The 18422-nt window shown below is 63.7% G+C and carries 19 protein-coding genes; all 19 read right to left on the bottom strand.

Annotated features, from left to right (window positions below):
* The 19 genes from ACIPZ8_RS11840 to ACIPZ8_RS11930 all read right to left on the bottom strand — a co-directional run bounded on the left by ACIPZ8_RS11840 (window position 1) and on the right by ACIPZ8_RS11930 (window position 18387).
* Window positions 1–741 (bottom strand): flagellar motor protein, encoded by a 741-nt coding sequence (locus tag ACIPZ8_RS11840; RefSeq protein WP_152958862.1) that lies wholly within the window; start codon window positions 739–741, stop codon window positions 1–3.
* Complete coding sequence (locus ACIPZ8_RS11845) at window positions 741–1865, bottom strand: chemotaxis response regulator protein-glutamate methylesterase (protein WP_400722979.1); 1125 nt, start codon at window positions 1863–1865, stop codon at window positions 741–743. The genes ACIPZ8_RS11840 and ACIPZ8_RS11845 overlap by 1 nt, the downstream gene beginning before the upstream one ends.
* A 48-nt stretch (window positions 1866–1913) precedes the next feature.
* On the bottom strand, window positions 1914–4124 hold the full coding sequence (locus tag ACIPZ8_RS11850; protein ID WP_400722982.1) for a chemotaxis protein CheA: 2211 nt from the start codon (window positions 4122–4124) through the stop codon (window positions 1914–1916).
* Window positions 4125–4136: 12 nt separating this feature from the next.
* Complete coding sequence (locus tag ACIPZ8_RS11855) at window positions 4137–4925, bottom strand: protein phosphatase CheZ (RefSeq protein ID WP_400722985.1); 789 nt, start codon at window positions 4923–4925, stop codon at window positions 4137–4139.
* Between the two features lie 18 nt (window positions 4926–4943).
* Window positions 4944–5318, bottom strand: a complete 375-nt coding sequence (locus ACIPZ8_RS11860; protein WP_400722988.1) for a chemotaxis response regulator CheY — start codon at window positions 5316–5318, stop codon at window positions 4944–4946.
* Window positions 5319–5425: 107 nt separating this feature from the next.
* On the bottom strand, window positions 5426–6166 hold the full coding sequence (gene fliA / locus ACIPZ8_RS11865) for an RNA polymerase sigma factor FliA (protein WP_103446502.1): 741 nt from the start codon (window positions 6164–6166) through the stop codon (window positions 5426–5428).
* A complete protein-coding gene (fleN, locus tag ACIPZ8_RS11870; RefSeq protein WP_054884183.1) occupies window positions 6163–6996 on the bottom strand; it encodes a flagellar synthesis regulator FleN in 834 nt (277 codons plus the stop codon). The genes fliA and fleN overlap by 4 nt, the downstream gene beginning before the upstream one ends.
* 93 nt (window positions 6997–7089) lie before the next feature.
* Window positions 7090–8397 carry a flagellar biosynthesis protein FlhF gene (flhF, locus tag ACIPZ8_RS11875; RefSeq protein WP_400722992.1) on the bottom strand — a complete coding sequence of 436 codons (1308 nt, stop codon included), beginning with the start codon at window positions 8395–8397 and terminating at the stop codon, window positions 7090–7092.
* 11 nt (window positions 8398–8408) lie between these two features.
* Window positions 8409–10538: a flagellar biosynthesis protein FlhA gene (gene flhA, locus ACIPZ8_RS11880; protein WP_400722995.1), complete on the bottom strand. Its 2130-nt coding sequence runs from the start codon at window positions 10536–10538 to the stop codon at window positions 8409–8411.
* A gap of 358 nt (window positions 10539–10896) precedes the next feature.
* Window positions 10897–12039 (bottom strand): flagellar biosynthesis protein FlhB, encoded by a 1143-nt coding sequence (flhB, locus tag ACIPZ8_RS11885; RefSeq protein WP_400722998.1) that lies wholly within the window; start codon window positions 12037–12039, stop codon window positions 10897–10899.
* Window positions 12040–12041: 2 nt separating this feature from the next.
* Window positions 12042–12818: a flagellar biosynthetic protein FliR gene (gene fliR / locus ACIPZ8_RS11890; protein ID WP_400723000.1), complete on the bottom strand. Its 777-nt coding sequence runs from the start codon at window positions 12816–12818 to the stop codon at window positions 12042–12044.
* 7 nt (window positions 12819–12825) lie between these two features.
* Window positions 12826–13095, bottom strand: coding sequence for a flagellar biosynthesis protein FliQ (gene fliQ / locus ACIPZ8_RS11895; RefSeq protein WP_400723002.1), 270 nt, complete (start codon window positions 13093–13095; stop codon window positions 12826–12828).
* A gap of 21 nt (window positions 13096–13116) precedes the next feature.
* Window positions 13117–13872, bottom strand: a complete 756-nt coding sequence (gene fliP, locus ACIPZ8_RS11900) for a flagellar type III secretion system pore protein FliP (RefSeq protein ID WP_103446495.1) — start codon at window positions 13870–13872, stop codon at window positions 13117–13119.
* Window positions 13872–14318, bottom strand: coding sequence for a flagellar biosynthetic protein FliO (fliO, locus tag ACIPZ8_RS11905; protein WP_400723290.1), 447 nt, complete (start codon window positions 14316–14318; stop codon window positions 13872–13874). Before fliO ends, fliP begins: the two co-directional genes overlap by 1 nt.
* A 12-nt stretch (window positions 14319–14330) precedes the next feature.
* A complete protein-coding gene (gene fliN / locus ACIPZ8_RS11910; protein WP_400723005.1) occupies window positions 14331–14795 on the bottom strand; it encodes a flagellar motor switch protein FliN in 465 nt (154 codons plus the stop codon).
* Between the two features lie 47 nt (window positions 14796–14842).
* Complete coding sequence (gene fliM, locus ACIPZ8_RS11915) at window positions 14843–15811, bottom strand: flagellar motor switch protein FliM (RefSeq protein WP_027921190.1); 969 nt, start codon at window positions 15809–15811, stop codon at window positions 14843–14845.
* Between the two features lie 9 nt (window positions 15812–15820).
* Window positions 15821–16318, bottom strand: coding sequence for a flagellar basal body-associated protein FliL (fliL, locus tag ACIPZ8_RS11920; RefSeq protein ID WP_110636535.1), 498 nt, complete (start codon window positions 16316–16318; stop codon window positions 15821–15823).
* 348 nt (window positions 16319–16666) lie between these two features.
* Window positions 16667–17968: a flagellar hook-length control protein FliK gene (locus tag ACIPZ8_RS11925; protein ID WP_400723009.1), complete on the bottom strand. Its 1302-nt coding sequence runs from the start codon at window positions 17966–17968 to the stop codon at window positions 16667–16669.
* A 71-nt stretch (window positions 17969–18039) separates the two neighbouring features.
* Window positions 18040–18387, bottom strand: coding sequence for an Hpt domain-containing protein (locus tag ACIPZ8_RS11930; protein WP_400723012.1), 348 nt, complete (start codon window positions 18385–18387; stop codon window positions 18040–18042).
* Window positions 18388–18422 lie beyond the last annotated feature (35 nt).

The raw sequence follows: 18422 nt of genomic DNA on the forward strand, positions 1-18422 counted from the left end.
TTACTCCATGAAGCCTTGCAGCTTCAACTCGATCGAGCGCGGGTTCTCGCCCTCGGCGATCGACAGCAGGCCTTCGAGCAGCATCTCGCGGTAGCGCGACTGGCGCAGGACGATGGCCTTGAGCTTGTTGGCGATCGGCAGCAGGATCAGGTTGGCGCTGGCCACGCCGTAGATGGTGGCGACGAAGGCCACGGCAATGCCGTTGCCCAGCTGAGACGGGTCGGCCAGGTTGCCCATGACGTGGATCAGGCCCATGACCGCACCGATGATGCCGATGGTCGGGGCGTAGCCGCCCATGCTCTCGAACACCTTGGCGGCCTGGATATCACGGCTTTCCTGGGTCAGAAAGTCGACTTCGAGGATGCTGCGAATCGATTCCGGCTCGGCACCATCGACCAGCAGTTGCAGGCCCTTGCGGGCGTACGGGTCGGGCTCGGCATCGGCCACGCCTTCCAGGCCGAGCAGGCCCTCCTTGCGCGCCGTCAGGCTCCAGTTGACCACCCGGTCGATACCACCGGCCAGGTCGACCCGCGGCGGGAAGAAGATCCAGCGCAGGATCTGCAACGCGCGCTTGAACGCCGACAGCGGCGACTGCAACAGTGCCGCCGCCAGGGTGCCGCCAAGCACGATCAGGCCCGCCGGGCCATTGAGCAAGGCACCGACATGGCCACCTTCAAGGAAGTTGCCACCGACGATGGCGACGAACGCCAGGATCAGGCCAATCAGGCTGAGCACATCCATCAGACACAAGCCTCGACCAGGTGTTTGCCGATTTCATCCAGGCTGTACACCGCGTCCGCCAGGTTGGCTTTGACGATGGCCATGGGCATGCCGTAGATCACACAGCTGGCCTCATCCTGGGCCCACACGGTACTGCCGCCCTGCTTGAGCAGGCGCGCGCCTTCACGGCCATCGGCGCCCATGCCGGTGAGCACCACCGACAGCACCTTGTCGCCGTAGGACTTGGCCGCCGAGCCGAAGGTGATATCCACGCACGGCTTGTAGTTCAGGCGCTCGTCGCCCGGCAGGATCTTCACCGTGCCACGGCCGTCGATCATCATCTGCTTGCCGCCCGGGGCCAGCAGCGCCAGGCCCGGGCGCAGCATGTCGCCGTCCTCGGCTTCCTTGACGCTGATCTTGCACAGCTTGTCGAGGCGTTCGGCGAATGCTTTGGTGAAGGCCGCGGGCATGTGCTGGATCAGCACGATCGGTGCCGGGAAGCTCGCCGGCAGCTGCGTCAGCACCCGCTGCAGGGCCACCGGGCCGCCGGTGGAGGTACCGATCGCCACCAGCTTGTAAGGCTTGCGCTTGGGTGCCGGGGCATGCGCCGGTGCCGGTGCCGCCGCACGGGCAGGCGCGGCAGGCCGCACCGGCGCGGCGCTGGCCAGGCTGCTGGCGGGTGCATGGCTGCTGGCCGGTGCCGGAGCGGTGAGCGGCGCGTGGCTGCTGTAACCGCCGAAACGGCGGTTGCTGCGCGAGAGGGTATGCACCTTCTCGCACAGCAGCTGCTTGACCTTCTCCGGGTTGCGCGAGATGTCTTCAAAGTTCTTCGGCAGGTAGTCCACCGCACCGGCATCCAGCGCGTCGAGGGTGACGCGGGCACCTTCATGGGTCAGCGAGGAGAACATCAACACTGGCGTCGGGCAGCGCTGCATGATGTGCCGCACTGCGGTGATGCCATCCATCATGGGCATTTCGTAGTCCATGGTGATGACATCGGGTTTGAGCGCCAGTGCCTGGTCGATCGCTTCCCTGCCGTTGGTCGCGGTGCCGACCACCTGGATCGTCGGGTCCGCCGAGAGGATTTCCGAAACGCGGCGGCGGAAGAAACCGGAATCATCCACCACCAGGACCTTGACTGCCATAAACACTCCATATAGGCGGCGCAACCCGCCAGGGTGCGCCGCCGAAAATCAGATACGCCGTGCCGCGTAACGCTTGAGCATGCTCGGCACGTCGAGAATCAGCGCGATGCGGCCGTCACCGGTGATGGTGGCGCCGGACATGCCCGGGGTGCCCTGCAGCATCTTGCCCAGCGGCTTGATCACCACCTCTTCCTGGCCCACCAGCTGGTCGACCACGAAGCCGATACGCTGGGTACCGACCGACAGGATCACCACATGGCCCTCGCGCTGCTCCTCGTGCACCTGGCCCTGAACCAGCCAGCGCTTGAGGTAGAACAGCGGCAGCGCCTTGTCGCGCACGATCACCACTTCCTGGCCGTCGACCACGTTGGTGCGCGACAGGTCGAGGTGGAAGATCTCGTTGACGTTGACCAGCGGGAAAGCGAACGCCTGGTTGCCCAGCATCACCATCAGGGTCGGCATGATCGCCAGGGTCAGCGGCACCTTGATGACGATCTTCGAGCCCTGGCCCTTGGCCGAGAAGATGTTGATCGAGCCGTTGAGCTGGGAAATCTTGGTCTTCACCACGTCCATGCCGACGCCGCGGCCGGACACGTCGGAAATCTCGGTCTTGGTCGAGAAGCCCGGGGCGAAGATCAGGTTGTAGCAGTCCGACTCGCTCAGGCGGTCGGCGGCGTCCTTGTCCATCAGGCCCTTTTCCACGGCCTTGGCGCGCAGGATGTTCGGGTCCATGCCCTTGCCGTCGTCGGAGATCGACAGCAGGATGTGGTCGCCTTCCTGCTCGGCCGACAGCACCACACGGCCGGTCCGGGCCTTGCCGGAGGCTTCACGCTCGTCCGGCATCTCGACACCGTGGTCGACCGCGTTGCGCACCAGGTGCACCAGCGGGTCGGCCAGGGCCTCGACGAGGTTCTTGTCGAGGTCGGTCTCTTCACCGACCAGCTCCAGGTTGATCTCTTTCTTCAGTTGCCGAGCCAGGTCGCGGACCAGGCGCGGGAAGCGGCCGAAGACTTTCTTGATCGGCTGCATGCGGGTCTTCATCACCGCGGTCTGCAGGTCGGCGGTGACCACGTCGAGGTTGGACACGGCCTTGGACATGGCCTCGTCGCCGCTGTTCAGGCCCAGGCGCACCAGGCGGTTACGCACCAGCACCAGCTCGCCGACCATGTTCATGATCTCGTCCAGGCGCGCAGTGTCGACACGCACGGTGGTTTCCGCTTCGCTGGCAGGCTTTTCCGCGGCCGGGGCCGGGCTGCGGGCAGGCGCGGCAGGTTTGGCAGCGGCCGCAGCAGCCGCAGCCGGGGCTGGCCGGGCGACCGGTGTGCTTTCGGCCTTGGCGACAACCGGCGCAGCCACGGCGACAGGCGCTTCGGCAGCATCGGTTTCACCGGAAAACTTGCCCTTGCCGTGCAACTGGTCGAGCAACGCTTCGAACTCGTGCTCGGTGATCTCGTCACTGCTGGCGGGTGCGACAACGTTTTCCACTGCAGCGGTGGCAGCCGGCAAGGCATCGGCCTGGAAGGTGCCCTTGCCGTGCAACTGGTCCAGCAACGACTCGAATTCTTCGTCGGTGATCTCGTCGCTCACCGGCGCACTGCCATCGACCAGCGCTTCGGTGGCGGCCACTTCGGGCGAGAACTGGCCCTTGCCATGCAATTGATCGAGCAGCGATTCGAACTCGGCGTCGGTGATGTCGTCACCCGCGCCGCCCAGGGTCTCGCCCTGCAGCTGTTCTTCGGCTGCGGCCGCTTCGGCCTTGACCGCGTCGAGCGAGTCGAGCAGCTGCTCGAACTCGGTGTCGGTAATGTCCGCCTCGGCAGCCACCGGCTCCGGCGCAGCTTCGACCACCGCTGCCGGGGCGTCGGCGCTGGCAGGTTCCGCCAGGCGCGACAGGGCCGCCAGCAGCTCCGGCGTGGCCGGGGTCACTTCGCTGCGCTCACGCACCTGGCCGAACATGCTGTTGACCGTGTCCAGTGCTTCGAGCACCACATCCATCAGTTCCGCGTCGACCCGGCGCTCACCTTTGCGCAGGATGTCGAACACGTTCTCGGCAATGTGGCAGCATTCCACCAGCTCGTTCAGCTGAAGGAAGCCGGCGCCCCCTTTTACAGTGTGGAAACCGCGAAAGATCGCATTGAGCAGGTCGGCATCGTCGGGCCGGCTTTCCAGCTCGACCAGTTGCTCGGACAGTTGCTCAAGAATTTCGCCGGCTTCTACCAGGAAATCCTGAAGGATTTCTTCATCGGCGCCGAAGCTCATTAAACGTGCTCCTTAAAAACCCAGGCTGGACAGCAGATCGTCGACGTCGTCCTGACCGGACACAACGTCTTCACGCTTATCGGCATGAATCTGCGGACCTTCACCCCGAGTCGGATGTTTTTCTTGATCTTTTTCAGCGCGCAGCTGCTGGTGGTCATGTTCGATACCGGCAAAACGGTCGACCTGACTGGCCATCAGCACGAGCTTGAGCAGATTGCTTTCCACTTCGGTGACCAGCGCCGTCACGCGCTTGATCACCTGGCCGGTCAGGTCCTGATAGTCCTGGGCCAGCAGAATGTCGTTGAGGTGGCCGGCGACCTTGCGGTTACCCTCGGCGCTGAGCGTCAGGAAACTGTCGACGCGCTTGACCAGGTCGCGGAACTCCGGCGCTGCGACTTCGCGGCGCATGAAGCGCTGCCAGTCGACGCTCAGGCCTTGCGCCTCGGCTGCCAGCTCGTTGAGCACCGGCGTGCTCTCCTCCACCAGGTCCATGGTGCGGTTGGCAGCGCCCTCGGTGAGCTTGACCACGTAGGACAGGCGCTCGGTGGCGTCGGTGATCTGCGAGACTTCCTCGGCCTGCGGCATGCGCGGGTCGATCTGAAAGCTGACGATCGCGCTGTGCAGTTCACGGGTGAGCTTGCCGACTTCCTGGTACAGGCCACGGTCGCGGGTCTGGTTGAGCTGATGAATCAGCTGCACCGCGTCGCCGAAACGGCCCCGTTCCAGGCTCTCGACCAGCTCCTGAGCATGTTTCTTCAGGGTCGACTCGAACTCCCCCAAAGACGTCTGTGTTGATTCCATGGCGCCCCCTGACGTGACTCAGCCGTTGACGCGTTCGAAGATCTTCTCGATCTTTTCTTTGAGCACCTGGGCGGTGAACGGCTTGACCACGTAACCATTGACGCCGGCCTGGGCCGCTTCGATGATCTGGTCGCGCTTGGCTTCGGCGGTCACCATCAGCACCGGCATGGTCTTCAGGCGATCGTGGGCACGGACCTTGCGCAGCAGGTCGATACCGGTCATGCCAGGCATGTTCCAGTCAGTCACCAGGAAGTCGTAATGGCCGCTTTCGAGCATCGGCAGCGCGGTGGTGCCGTCATCGGCTTCATCGGTGTTGGTGTAGCCCAGGTCACGCAACAGGTTCTTGATGATCCGCCGCATCGTCGAAAAGTCGTCAACGATGAGGATTTTCATATCTTTGTTCAAGTAGACCTCCAAGCAGTCTCAAACGCGCTCGGCCCCGAGCACGCGTATTCATTCAATTCGGTACAACGTAGAAAACGACTGCAACGACCCTTGGCTCAACGCGCCCGCCATTCCCCCAGGCGGCTGCGCAGGCGCGCGGCACACTGGCTGTGCAACTGGCTGACACGCGATTCGCTGACCCCCAGCACCTCACCGATTTCCTTGAGGTTCAGCTCTTCGTCGTAGTACAGCGCCAGCACCAGGCGCTCACGCTCCGGAAGGTTGGCGATCGCATCGGTCAGGGCAGCCTGGAAGCGCTCGTCCTCCAGATCGCGCGACGGCTCGACCTGGCCACTGGCGCCGTCCTCGTGCAACCCTTCGTGCTCGCCGTCCTGCAACAGGTCGTCGAAACTGAACAGGCGGCTGCCCAAGGTATCGTTCAGGATCCCGTAGTAATCATCGAGACTCAATTGGAGTTCGGCAGCAACTTCATGATCTTTAGCGTCGCGGCCCGTTCTTGCTTCCACGGCGCGCATCGCGTCACTGACCATGCGCGTATTGCGGTGCACCGAACGCGGTGCCCAATCGCCCTTGCGGACCTCGTCGAGCATCGCCCCGCGGATGCGGATGCCGGCGTAGGTTTCGAAGCTGGCGCCCTTGCTGGCGTCGTACTTGTTGGCCACTTCCAGCAGGCCGATCATGCCGGCCTGGATCAGGTCCTCGACCTGGACGTTGGCCGGCAGGCGTGCCAGCAAGTGGTAGGCGATGCGCTTGACCAGCGGCGCGTAGCGTTCCACCAGCTCGAACTGGGCGTCTTTCGACGCCTTGCTGTACATCTTGAAGCCGCTCGCGTTCATAGCACAGGTCCTGCGCTGGTGGGTTGCACCAGGCGCTCGACAAAGAACTCAAGGTGGCCGCGCGGGTTGGCCGGCAGCGGCCAGCTGTCGACCTTCTGCGCGATGGCCTTGAAGGCCAGGGCACACTTGGAGCGAGGGAAAGCCTCGTACACCGCGCGCTGTTTCTGCACCGCCTTGCGCACGCTCTCGTCATACGGCACGGCGCCGACGTATTGCAGGGCGACGTCAAGGAAGCGGTCGGTGACCTTGGTCAACTTGGCGAACAGGTTGCGCCCTTCCTGCGGGCTCTGCGCCATGTTGGCCAGCACACGGAAACGGTTCATGCCGTAGTCGCGATTGAGCAGTTTGATCAGCGCGTAGGCGTCGGTGATCGAGGTTGGCTCGTCGCACACCACCAGCAGCACTTCCTGCGCCGCGCGCACGAAGCTGACTACCGAGTCACCGATACCCGCAGCGGTGTCGATCACCAGCACGTCGAGGTTGTCGCCGATCTCGCTGAAGGCCTGTATCAGCCCGGCATGCTGGGCCGGGGCCAGGTGCACCATGCTCTGGGTGCCGGAGGCGGCCGGCACGATGCGCACACCGCCAGGCCCCTGCAACAGCACATCACGCAGCTCGCAGCGCCCCTCGATGACATCGGCCAGGGTGCGTTTCGGGGTGAGGCCAAGCAATACGTCGACATTGGCCAGGCCAAGGTCGGCGTCCAGCAACATCACCCGGCGGCCGAGTTCGGCCAGCGCCAGGGACAGGTTCACTGAAACGTTAGTCTTGCCGACGCCACCTTTGCCACCGGTGACGGCGATCACCTGTACGGGATGCATGCTACCCATGTTCGTTGTTTACCTTGTCTCGCTTGGACCCAAGCCACACGCGGGGTAGCACTGCCAACCCCGGAATGTAGGTACTTTGCATACGCTTCATCCTCAACCTGCGCGCCGCGGGTTGTGGTAGAGATCAGCGAACATGTCGGCCATCGCCTCTTCGCTGGGCTCGTCCTGCAGCTGCACGTTCACCGCGCGGGTCACCAGCTGGTGCGGGCGCGGCAGGTGCAGGTCGTCAGGAATGCGCGGGCCGTCGGTGAGGTAGGCCACGGGCAGTTCATGACTGATGGCCAGGCTCAGCACGTCGCCGAGGCTCGCCGTTTCATCGAGTTTGGTCAGGATGCATCCGGCCAGGCCGCAGCGCTTGTAGCTGTGGTAGGCAGCGGTCAGCACCTGCTTCTGGCTGGTGGTGGCCAGCACCAGGTAGTTCTTCGCGGCAATGCCACGGCCGGCCAGGGTTTCCAGCTGCATGCGCAGGGCCGGGTCGCTGGCTTGCAGGCCGGCGGTATCGATCAGCACCACGCGCTTGCGCAGCAGCGGCTCCAGCGCGGCGGCCAACGACTGGCCCGGATCGACGTAGGTCACCGGTACGTTGAGGATGCGCCCCAGGGTCTTGAGCTGCTCCTGGGCACCGATGCGGAAACTGTCCATGCTCACCAGGGCCAGGTTCTGCGGGCCGTACTTGAGCACGTAACGCGCTGCCAGCTTGGCCAGGGTGGTGGTCTTGCCCATGCCGGCCGGGCCGACCATGGCGATCACGCCGCCCTCTTCGATCGGTTCGACCTGCGGCACTTCGATCATCCGTGCCAGGTGCGCCAGCAGCATGCGCCAGGCCTGGCGCGGCTCTTCGATGCCATTGGTGAGGTCGAGCAGTTCGCGGGCGATCGGGCCGGACAGGCCAATGCGCTGCAGGCGACGCCAGAGGTTGGCCTGGGCCGGTTTGCTGCCCTGCAGCTGGTTCCAGGCCAACGAGCCGAGCTGCACTTCGAGCAGCTCACGCAGGCCCGACAGCTCCGAGCGCATGGCGTCGAACAGGCGCGGGTCGACCGGGGCCGGAGCAGGCGCGGCAGCCGCTGCCGGGGCATCGACATGCGCTTCGATCAATGGCTCGGCGGCGGTCAGCGACTGGCCGGCGAACAATTGGCGGTTGCCTTCGCTGGCCTCGGCGCGGTTGTCCAGCTCGGCCTGGGCAGTGGCGATGCGCGACTGGGTCTTGCGCAGCTCTTCTTCCAGCTCGACGTTGGGCACGCGCGGGGCCAGCGCGGACAGCTTGTAGTCCAGCGCGGCGGTCAGCTCGACACCACCGGCGATGCGGCGGTTGCCGATGATGGCGGCATCGGAGCCCAGCTCATCACGAACCAGCTTCATGGCCTGACGCATATCGGCGGCGAAAAAACGCTTGACTTGCATAACCCACTACCTCAGCCGTTGGGGCCCACTGTGGCAACGATGGTGACTTGCTTGTTATCCGGTATTTCCTGATACGCCAGAACATGCAAATTCGGTACAGCCAGGCGGCCGAAGCGCGACAACATGGCACGGATCGGGCCAGCTACCAGAAGAATGGCCGGTTGGCCTTGCATTTCCTGGCGCTGGCAGGCGTCGATCAGCGAACGCTGCAGCTTTTCGGCCATGCTCGGCTCAAGAAGAACACCGTCTTCCTGACCTTGCCCGGCCCTTTGCAAACTATTGAGCAAGATCTGTTCCAACCTTGGCTCAAGGGTGATCACAGGCAGCTCGGACTCAACGCCGACAATGCTTTGGACGATGGCACGACACAATCCGACGCGCACTGCCGCCACCAGCGCGGCGGTATCTTGACTCTTGTTGGCATTGTTGGCGATGGCCTCGGCAATACTGCGGATGTCACGCACCGGCACTTGCTCTGACAACAACGCCTGCAGGACCTTGAGCAGCCCCGACAAGGAAATGACACCAGGCACCAGCTCTTCTGCAAGTTTAGGCGAAGCCTTGGACAATACCTGCAACAGCTGCTGGACCTCTTCGTGACCGATCAGCTCGTGGCAGTGCTTCTGCAGGATCTGGTTGAGGTGGGTGGCAACCACGGTACTGGCGTCGACCACGGTATACCCCAGCGACTGCGCCTGGGCGCGCTGGCCGATGTCGATCCACACCGCCTCGAGGCCGAATGCCGGGTCGCGCGCGGCGATACCGTTGAGGGTGCCGAACACCTGCCCCGGGTTGATCGCCAGCTCGCGGTCCGGGTAGATCTCGGCTTCGGCGAGAATCACGCCCATCAGCGTCAGGCGATAGGCGCTGGGCTGCAGGTCGAGGTTGTCGCGGATGTGCACGGTCGGCATGAGGAAGCCCAGGTCCTGGGAAAGCTTCTTGCGCACCCCCTTGATCCGCGCCAGCAGCTGGCCACCCTGGTTGCGGTCGACCAGCGGAATCAGGCGGTAGCCGACTTCCAGGCCGATCATGTCGATCGGCGTCACGTCGTCCCAGCCCAGCTCCTTGGTTTCCAGCGCGCGCTGCGGCGACGGCAGCAGGTCCTGCTGGCGCTGCGCCTCCTTCTGCGCTTCGACCTTGGCCTTCTGCTGCTTCTTCCACACCAGGTAGGCACCACCACCGGCCAGCAGGCCGAGGCTGAGGAAGGCAATGTGCGGCATGCCCGGCACCAGGCCCATGATGATCATCAGTCCCGCGGACACACCCAGCGCCTTGGGCGAGTCGAACATCTGGCGGTTGATCAGCTTGCCCATGTCCTCGGAGCCCGAGGCCCGGGTGACCATGATCGCGGCAGCGGTAGACAGCAGCAGTGATGGCAATTGCGCCACCAAACCGTCACCGATGGTCAGCAAGGCGTAGACCTTGCCCGCATCGCTGAACGACATGTTGTGTTGCAGCATACCGATCAGCATGCCGCCGATCAGGTTGATGAAGAGGATCAGCAGGCCGGCGATGGCGTCACCGCGGACGAACTTGCTGGCACCGTCCATCGAACCGTAGAACTCGGCCTCCTGGGCCACCTCGGCGCGGCGCGTCTTGGCCTGGGCCTGGTCGATCAGGCCGGCGTTGAGGTCGGCGTCGATCGCCATCTGCTTGCCGGGCATCGCGTCGAGGGTGAAGCGCGCGCTCACCTCGGAAATACGCCCGGCACCTTTGGTCACCACCACGAAGTTGATGATCATGAGGATGGCGAACACCACCGCACCCACGACGTAATTGCCGCCGATCACCACCTCACCGAAGGCCTGGATCACTTTACCGGCAGCGCCGTGGCCCTCCTGGCCATGGAGCATGACCACCCGCGTGGAGGCCACGTTCAGCGCCAGGCGCAGCAAGGTCGCCACCAGCAGGATGGTCGGGAACGCGGCGAAGTCCAGCGGGCGCAGGGCGTACACACAGACCAGCAGGACCACGATCGACAGGGCGATGTTGAAGGTGAAGAAAACGTCGAGCAGGAACGGCGGTATCGGCAACATCATCATTGCCAACATCACCAGCAGCAGCAACGGCACGCCCAGGTTGCCCCGGCCGAGCCCGGCCAGGTTGTTGCGGGCGTTGCTGATTAACTGAGTGCGATCCACCGCGAGTCCTCTTGATGCAAAACTTTGACGCCCAAGGGGCGCTTGGGCGTGGCTTTGCAAGAAGCCTTCCAACTTTGCTCGCCTTTAGGTAGTTGGCGCCTGAGAGATCGAGCGCCGCCCGCGCGGCGCATCGCAGGCAAGCCTGCTCCTACATCTGTTTCGGGCCAATTAATCCTGAGGTAATGGCGCGCGTCCCCTTGGCGCATGGCTCGATATCGAGGAGAGCAAAGAAGGCGCTCGCGCGCGATGGCGCAGGCGTTATTGGCCCGAAATAGATGTAGGAGCAGGCTTGCCTGCGATGCGCCGCGCGGGCGGCGCTCGGTCTCACAGGCGCAGCATGCATCAAGGCGGACCCTTTTCAATCATCACGCCGCAGGTCCGGCGGAATCGGCAGGTCTTCCTTCAACGGCTCGGGCCGCTTGCCCTTGCCGGCACGGTACTGGCGGATCTGGAACACATAGGCCAGCACCTGGGCCACCGCCAGGTACAGCCCCGCCGGGATTTCCCCTTCAACCTCGGTGGAGTAGTAGATCGCCCGCGCCAGGGCCGGCGATTCGAGGATCTGCACCTTGTGCTCGACGCCGATCTCGCGAATCTTCAAGGCGATGAAGTCAGTGCCCTTGGCCACCAGCAACGGCGCCACCCCACCCTTCTCCGGGTCGTACTGCAGGGCCACGGCATAGTGCGTCGGGTTGGTGATGATCACGTCAGCCTCGGGCACTGCGGCCATCATGCGCCGCTGCGACACCTCGCGCTGCAGCTGGCGGATACGCTGCTTGACCTCGGGCTTGCCTTCGCTGTCCTTGTATTCGTCCTTGATCTCCTGCTTGGTCATCTTCAGCTTCTTGTGGGTCTGCCACAGCTGGTACGGTACGTCGGCCGCAGCAATCAGCAACAGGCCGGCGGCCATCCACAAGGCACTCCAGCCAACCACCTGGACACTGTGGATGATCGCCTGCTCCAGGGGCTCGTTGGCGATTGCCAGCAGCGCCTGGCGATCATTGCCCAGCACCACCAGCGCAACGATCAGGATCACGAAGAACTTGGCCATCGCCTTGAGCAGCTCAGTCAGCGAGTTCAGCGAAAACATGCGCTTGATGCCCGACAATGGGTTCATCCGGCTGAACTTTGGCTGCAACAGGCTGCCGGAAAAGATGAACCCGCCGAGCACGATGGGCGACACGAATGCAATCACGAACAGCAGCATGAGAATCGGCTGTACCGCCCAGATGGCCATCTTGCCCGAGGTCAGCAGAAAGAGCCCCATCGACCGCTCATCGGTAATCACTTCGCGTGTCAGCGAGAAATTCAGCTGCATCAACGTCATCAGCGTTTCTGCCAGGTTGCCGCCAAACGCCAACAGCGCGCCCGCGCCGGCCAGCGTCGACGCCACCGTGTTGAGCTCCTTGGAACGCGCGATTTCGCCTTTCTCACGCGCGTCACGCTTGCGCTTGTCGGTGGGCTCTTCCGTCTTGTCCTGACCGCTCTCGCTTTCAGCCATGCTCAGCGCGCCCTTGCCAGTTCACGCAGCCACTGCAGCGCTTCACTGGCCAGCGACTGGTAGTGGGAAAGAATATCGGCCAAGCCCACCCAGAAGATGCCCATACCCAGCACCAGCGTCAGGGGGAAACCGATGGAGAAGATGTTCAGCTGCGGTGCGGCACGGGTCATCACGCCAAACGCGATGTTAACCACCAGCAGCGCGGTGATTGCCGGCAAGATCAGCAGCAGGCCGGCACCGAACACCCAGCTCAGGCGCCCCGCCAGTTCCCAGAAGTGACTGACCACCAGCGCGTTGCCCACCGGCAAGGTGGTGAAGCTCTCGGTCAGCACCTCGAATACCACCAGGTGGCCGTTCATCAGCAGGAACAGCACGCTCACCAGCATGGTCATGAACTGGCTGATCACTGCCACGTTGACACCGTTGGCCGGATCGACCATCGAGGCAAAGGCCATGCCCATCTGCACGGCGACAATCTGCCCAGCGATGACGAAGGCCTGGAACAGCATCTGCAGCGAGAAGCCGAACAGCGCACCGACAATGACCTGTTCGCCACACAGCAACAGGCCGCGCAGGCTCAGCGGGTCGAATGCCGGCAATGGCGGCAGTGCCGGCACGATCACCACGGTGATGGCCAGCGCCACGTACAGGCGGATGCGCGCTGGCAGCATGCGCGTGCCGAAGATCGGCATGGTCATCAGCACCGCCGTCACCCGGAACAGCGGCAAGATGAACGTGGCAACCCAGGTGCCTATCTGCGCATCGGTCAGCTCCAGCATGGCAGGCTCAACCGATCAGCTGCGGGATGCTGGTGTACAGGCCGGTGATGTACTCCATGAACTTCTGCACCAGCCAGGGCCCGGCGACGATCAGCGTGACCAGCATCACCAGCAGGCGCGGCAGGAAGCTCAGGGTCTGTTCGTTGATCTGCGTGGCCGCCTGGAACATCGCCACGATCAGCCCGACCAGCAGGCTCGGTATCACCAGGATGGCAACCATCAGGGTGGTCAGCCACAACGCGTCACGGAACAGGTCGACGGCTACTTCAGGTGTCATGCAGGGCTCTCCTTGGCGGCGTCAGACGCCGCCGAAACTGCCGGCCAAGGTGCCCATGATCAGCGCCCAGCCATCGACCAGGACGAACAGCATGATCTTGAATGGCAGCGAGATGATCAGCGGCGACAGCATCATCATACCCATGGCCATCAGCACACTGGCCACCACCATGTCGATGATCAGGAACGGGATGAAGATCATGAAGCCGATCTGGAACGCGGTTTTCAACTCCGAGGTGACGAACGCCGGCACCAGGATCGTCAGCGGGACCTGGTCGGGGCCGGCGATGTCGGTGCGCTTGGACAGGCGCATGAACAGGTCGAGGTCACTCTGCCGGGTCTGTGCCAGCATGAAGTCCTTGAGCGGGCCCTGGGCCTTCTCGATGGCCTGCTGGGCCGTCATCTTCTCGCTCAGGTACGGTTGCAAGGCATCCTGGTTCACCCGGTCGAATACCGGCGCCATGATGAACATGGTCAGGAACAGTGCCATGCCGGTCAGCACCTGGTTCGATGGCGTCTGCTGCAGGCCCAGGGCCTGACGCAGGATCGAGAACACGATGATGATGCGGGTGAAGCTGGTCATCAGGATGACGAACGCCGGAATGAAGCTCAGCGCCGTCATGATCAGCAGGATCTGCAGGCTGACCGAATACTCCTGCTGCCCGTCCGCGGTGTTGGACAGGGTGATGGCCGGGATCGACAGCGGGTCGGCGGCCAGGGCCAGCGGCGCAGCCAGCAGCAGCGCCAGGGTCACTACAATGCGCAGCGCGCTGCTCATCACTTCTTGTCCTTCTGATCCTTGCCCATCAGCTCCATCAGCCGCTGGGCAAATTCCGGCGTCGCCTGGCGGGCGCTGGCGGGCACTTCGACGGGTTCGGCCAGCACGTGCAAGGCCTCGATGCTGCCTGGGGTATGACCGATGAGGATCTGTTCCTTGCCGACCTGCACCAGCAACAGCCGGTCACGCGGGCCGATGGCGCGGCTGCCGACGATCTCGATCACCTGGCCGCCCTTGGGCGCGGCGCCCTGCATGCGGCGCAGCGCCCAGGCCAGGAAGAAGATCAGCCCCACCACCAGCAACAGGCCGAACACCATCTGCGCCAGCTGCCCGCCCAGGCTTCCGGGCGCAGCGGCCGGCGCCGCAGCCGGGCTGGCTGCAGGGGTGGCGGCGGCGATGGCCAGATCGCTGGCCAACAACGTGGCCAGGGCCATCACGGCCCGCATCGTAGCCTTCACTCAGCGCAGCTTCTTGATACGTTCGCTGGGGCTGATCACGTCGGTCAGGCGAATGCCGAACTTCTCGTTGACCACGACCACTTCGCCATGGGCGATCAGCGTGCCATTGACCAGCACATCGAGTGGCTCACCGGCCAGGCGATCGAGCTCGATCACCGAGCCCTGGTTGAGCTGCAGCAGGTTGCGGATGTTGATTTCGGTACTGCCCACTTCCATGGAAATGCTCACCGGAATGTCCAGGATCACATCCAGGTTCGGGCCTTCGAGGCTGACGTTCTCGTTAGGTCGTGGCGAGCTTGCGAACTCTTCCATCGGCAGGCGACCGGCACCGGCCTTGCCGCTGTCACCGGCGAGCAGCGCGTCGATATCGGACTGGCCGGCATCACCGGTTTCTTCCAGGGCCGCAGCCCACTCATCGGCCAAGGCCTGGTCTTCCGGGGAAGTGATCTCGTTTTCGTTAGCCATGATGTCCTCGACAGGCATTCAATTCGTTAAGAGCGACCGGCACGCGTTCAGCGGCGTTCGATCGGGTCGATGATCTGCAGGGCCAGGTTGCCCTTGTGCGAGCCCAGGCGCGCCTTGAACGACGGCACGCCATTGGCGCGCAGCACCAGGTGCTCGGGCAACTCCACCGGGATCACATCACCGGCCTGCATGTGCAGGATGTCGCGCAGCTTCAGCTGGCGGCGGGCAACCGTGGCGGTCAGCGGCACGGAGACGTCCAGCACGTCCTCGCGCAGGGCCTTGACCCAGCGCTCGTCCTGGTCGTCGAGGTCGGACTGGAAGCCGGCATCGAGCATTTCCCGCACCGGCTCGATCATCGAGTACGGCATGGTCACATGCAGGTCACCGCCACCGCCGTCCAGTTCGATATGGAAGGTCGACACCACCACCGCCTCGCTCGGGCCGACAATGTTGGCCATGGCCGGGTTGACCTCGGAGTTCATGTACTCGAAGTTGACCGGCATGATCGCCTGCCAGGCTTCCTTGAGATCGACGAAGCACTGGTCCAGCACCATGCGCACCACGCGCAGCTCGGTGGGGGTGAATTCGCGGCCCTCGATCTTGGCGTGACGGCCGTCACCGCCGAAGAAGTTGTCCACCAGCTTGAATACCAGCTTGGCATCGAGAATGAACAGCGCGGTGCCACGCAGTGGTTTGATCTTGACCAGGTTGAGGCTGGTCGGCACGTACAGCGAATGCACGTACTCGCCGAACTTCATCACCTGCACGCCACCGACCGCCACATCCGCAGAGCGGCGCAGCAGGTTGAACATGCTGATGCGGGTGTAGCGGGCGAAACGCTCGTTGATCATTTCCAGGGTCGGCATGCGACCCCGCACGATCCGATCCTGGCTGGTCAGGTCGTAGCTTTTGATGCTGCCGGGCTCGGCAACGCTCTCGGTCTGTACCAGACCATCGTCGACGCCATGCAACAGGGCATCGATCTCATCCTGGGACAGCAGGTCCTGTACGGCCATTGCGGACTCCTACTGCAATACGAAATTGGTGAACAGCAGCTGGTCGACCACCGGCTTGCCGACTTCCTTCTGCGCCACTTCCTGGACCACCGCGGTGGCTTTCTGACGCAGCATCTCCTGGCCCACCGAACTGGCCGCCAGGGTGTCGAAACCCTGCCCGGAGAACATCATCACCAGGTTGTTGCGGATCACCGGCATGTGCACCGAGAGTGCGTCAAGGTCGGCCTGACTGCGGCCTTGCATGGTGATGCTCAGCTGCATGTAGCGCTGGCGACCGTTCTGGTTGAAGTTGACCACGAAGGCGGGCGCCAGCGGCACGTAGATCGCAGGGGCCTTGACGTTGGTGGCGGCCGCTTCCGGGGCGGGGGCTGGTTCACTCTTGTGCATGATGAACCAGGTGGCACCCACCGACAGGCCGACCGCCAGCAGCAGGGCCAGCACCAGCAGCAGGATCAGCTTGAGTTTGCCTTTTGCGGCGGGGTCTTTCACTGCGTCGCTCTTCGCCATGCCAATAATCCGTCGTCCATCGGGGTTTCAAAGGAGGATGACGTGGCTTGAGCAAGTGTTATGCCATGTTTGGCTTGAGAGCTGCGGCGCCTGTGCAATCGAGCGCCGCCCGCGCGGCGCATCGCAGGCAAGCCTGCTCCTACATCTGTTTCGGGCCAATTGTTCCTGAGGCATTGGCGCGCGCCCCCTTGGCGTACGACTCAATACCGCGTCGTACAAACAAGGGGTCGCGCACCAATGGATACAGGAGATACTGGCCCGAAACAGATGTAGGAGCAGGCTTGCCTGCGATGCGCCGCGCGGGCGGCGCTCGATCTCACAGGCGCTGAAAATTCAAAGCCAAACGCATCAGGCGTAATAATCGACGGCGCTGTCGCCGATGACCACCTGCTGCTCGGCAGGCCGGGAGACTTCGCCCAGCCCACCCTGCTCGCCCTCATCCCCTTGGGCCCGGCGCGCGGCCACGCCGGACAGCTGCGAGCCATCCTGCTGCGCCTGCTGCTGTTGCTGGCGCGACTGGTCGGCGACATTCACGTCCGGCTGTGCCAGCCCCTGCTGGGCGAACAGCTCGCGCAGGCGATACACCTGGCTGTCCAGCGCATCACGCACGCCAGCATGGCCACTGACGAAGGTGATCTGGGTGGATTGGTCAGTCGCGACATTGACGCGGATATCGAGGCGTCCGAGCTCGGCCGGCTCCAGCTGGATATCCGCCGACTTCAGGTTCTGGCTGGACAGGTACATGACCCGATTGACCAGGCCTTCGGCCCACGCGCCCTGGTTCATCTGCAAAGGCTGATGCAGGGGATTGGCATTGACCGGCACGGCATTGGCGGTCTTGGCAGTAACGGCCTGGGTCAGGCTGGCCAAGCGGTTGGCGAAGTCGTCGATCCGGGTATCGCTGCTGGCGCTCTTGGTGTCCTTGAGCCCGTCTTCAAGCAAGGCCCCGAAGGCCTTGTCGCCGGTCTCCGACTTCCCTGCTTCGCCCTCGACCTTGTCGATCAGGCTCGCCAACGGATTGACGGCCACCTGACCGTCATCGGACTGTACCTTGGAAGGGTCAGCCGCATGCGCCGAAGTCGTGCCTTTGGCCTGGGCGTTCTGCTCCAGGGCCAGGCGCAAGGTCGGCAGGTTGGCCAAGGGGTCGGCATCAGGGTCAAAAGCTTCGGCCTCAGGCTCTTCCGGCAACGGCTCGGCAACCTCTGCGACGGGCGGCGGCTGAATGGCGGCCTGCAAAACCGCCGCTTCGGCCTGAGCCTGCAGCAACTGCGCGCCAGGTTGCGCATCGGTCACCTGGCCCGCCACCAGATTGGCATCGAGCGAGCCCACGTCGCTGGCGGTCGCAGCATCGGCAGCGGACTGCGACGCATCGTCTGCTGGCAATTTGTTGCCGTCATCGGCAACCGCCGGTTTATCGGCGGCCTGCTTCTTGCCGCCCTGGGCTACATCGGGCTTGTCTTTCGGGGCGGGCTGGGCAGGTTTGTCATTGCGCACGGGCGGCTTGTCACGCCCCTGCCCGGCCATGACCTGATCGAAGCCGCCGCCCAGCCCGCCCGCCGCCTGCAGCGGCTTGTCCAGCCGCGATGAGCCTGCACTCGAAGGCTTGCTCAGGGTGTTGGCTTGCAACAAAGGGTTGGGTGCGACAGGCATTGAGCGGTCTCCGCGCCAGAAACTGAAATATCATCTGGCCACAGAGAGGCAAAAGTCGCGCCAACTTGCCATCAGTTCGCCGAAACGCGCTCATGCTCGCCGCGATAGAAGCACTGCACCTCCAGGTATTCCTGATCGATGCGGTTGATCAGGTCTTCGATGCCATACAGCGACCGCACCCTCACCCGCTCCTCCAGCTGCTGGCACAACTTGGCAAGGCCGACAGCCCCCATGTTGCTGCTACTGCCCTTGAAGCTGTGCGCGGCCATGCCGAGCTCATCGGCGCTCTTGGCCTCATGCAGCTGGCTCAAACGCCGCTCGGAGTCTTCCAGAAAGGTTTCCAGCAGCTGCAGGTAGCCATCTTCCATGACCTCCCGCAAGTCGCTGATTACCTTGTGGTCAATATGCATGTCAGTCACTTGTTCACTCCTTGATCAAGCCGGATTATGCCTGA

Source organism: Pseudomonas sp. NPDC089422, from assembly GCF_044749405.1.
GTDB lineage: Bacteria > Pseudomonadota > Gammaproteobacteria > Pseudomonadales > Pseudomonadaceae > Aquipseudomonas.

Coding starts and splice junctions, on each gene's coding strand:
- ACIPZ8_RS11850 (WP_400722982.1), bottom strand. CDS start 4,124: ATGAGCTTCGGCGCCGATGAAGAAATCCTTCAGGATTTCCTGGTAGAA.
- fliL (WP_110636535.1), bottom strand. CDS start 16,318: ATGGCGAAGAGCGACGCAGTGAAAGACCCCGCCGCAAAAGGCAAACTC.
- ACIPZ8_RS11925 (WP_400723009.1), bottom strand. CDS start 17,968: ATGCCTGTCGCACCCAACCCTTTGTTGCAAGCCAACACCCTGAGCAAG.
- ACIPZ8_RS11855 (WP_400722985.1), bottom strand. CDS start 4,925: ATGGAATCAACACAGACGTCTTTGGGGGAGTTCGAGTCGACCCTGAAG.
- fliO (WP_400723290.1), bottom strand. CDS start 14,318: ATGCGGGCCGTGATGGCCCTGGCCACGTTGTTGGCCAGCGATCTGGCC.
- ACIPZ8_RS11860 (WP_400722988.1), bottom strand. CDS start 5,318: ATGAAAATCCTCATCGTTGACGACTTTTCGACGATGCGGCGGATCATC.
- flhF (WP_400722992.1), bottom strand. CDS start 8,397: ATGCAAGTCAAGCGTTTTTTCGCCGCCGATATGCGTCAGGCCATGAAG.
- fliP (WP_103446495.1), bottom strand. CDS start 13,872: ATGAGCAGCGCGCTGCGCATTGTAGTGACCCTGGCGCTGCTGCTGGCT.
- fleN (WP_054884183.1), bottom strand. CDS start 6,996: ATGGGTAGCATGCATCCCGTACAGGTGATCGCCGTCACCGGTGGCAAA.
- fliR (WP_400723000.1), bottom strand. CDS start 12,818: ATGCTGGAGCTGACCGATGCGCAGATAGGCACCTGGGTTGCCACGTTC.
- fliQ (WP_400723002.1), bottom strand. CDS start 13,095: ATGACACCTGAAGTAGCCGTCGACCTGTTCCGTGACGCGTTGTGGCTG.
- fliN (WP_400723005.1), bottom strand. CDS start 14,795: ATGGCTAACGAAAACGAGATCACTTCCCCGGAAGACCAGGCCTTGGCC.
- ACIPZ8_RS11845 (WP_400722979.1), bottom strand. CDS start 1,865: ATGGCAGTCAAGGTCCTGGTGGTGGATGATTCCGGTTTCTTCCGCCGC.
- fliA (WP_103446502.1), bottom strand. CDS start 6,166: ATGAACGCGAGCGGCTTCAAGATGTACAGCAAGGCGTCGAAAGACGCC.
- ACIPZ8_RS11840 (WP_152958862.1), bottom strand. CDS start 741: ATGGATGTGCTCAGCCTGATTGGCCTGATCCTGGCGTTCGTCGCCATC.
- fliM (WP_027921190.1), bottom strand. CDS start 15,811: ATGGCCGTACAGGACCTGCTGTCCCAGGATGAGATCGATGCCCTGTTG.
- flhB (WP_400722998.1), bottom strand. CDS start 12,039: ATGGCTGAAAGCGAGAGCGGTCAGGACAAGACGGAAGAGCCCACCGAC.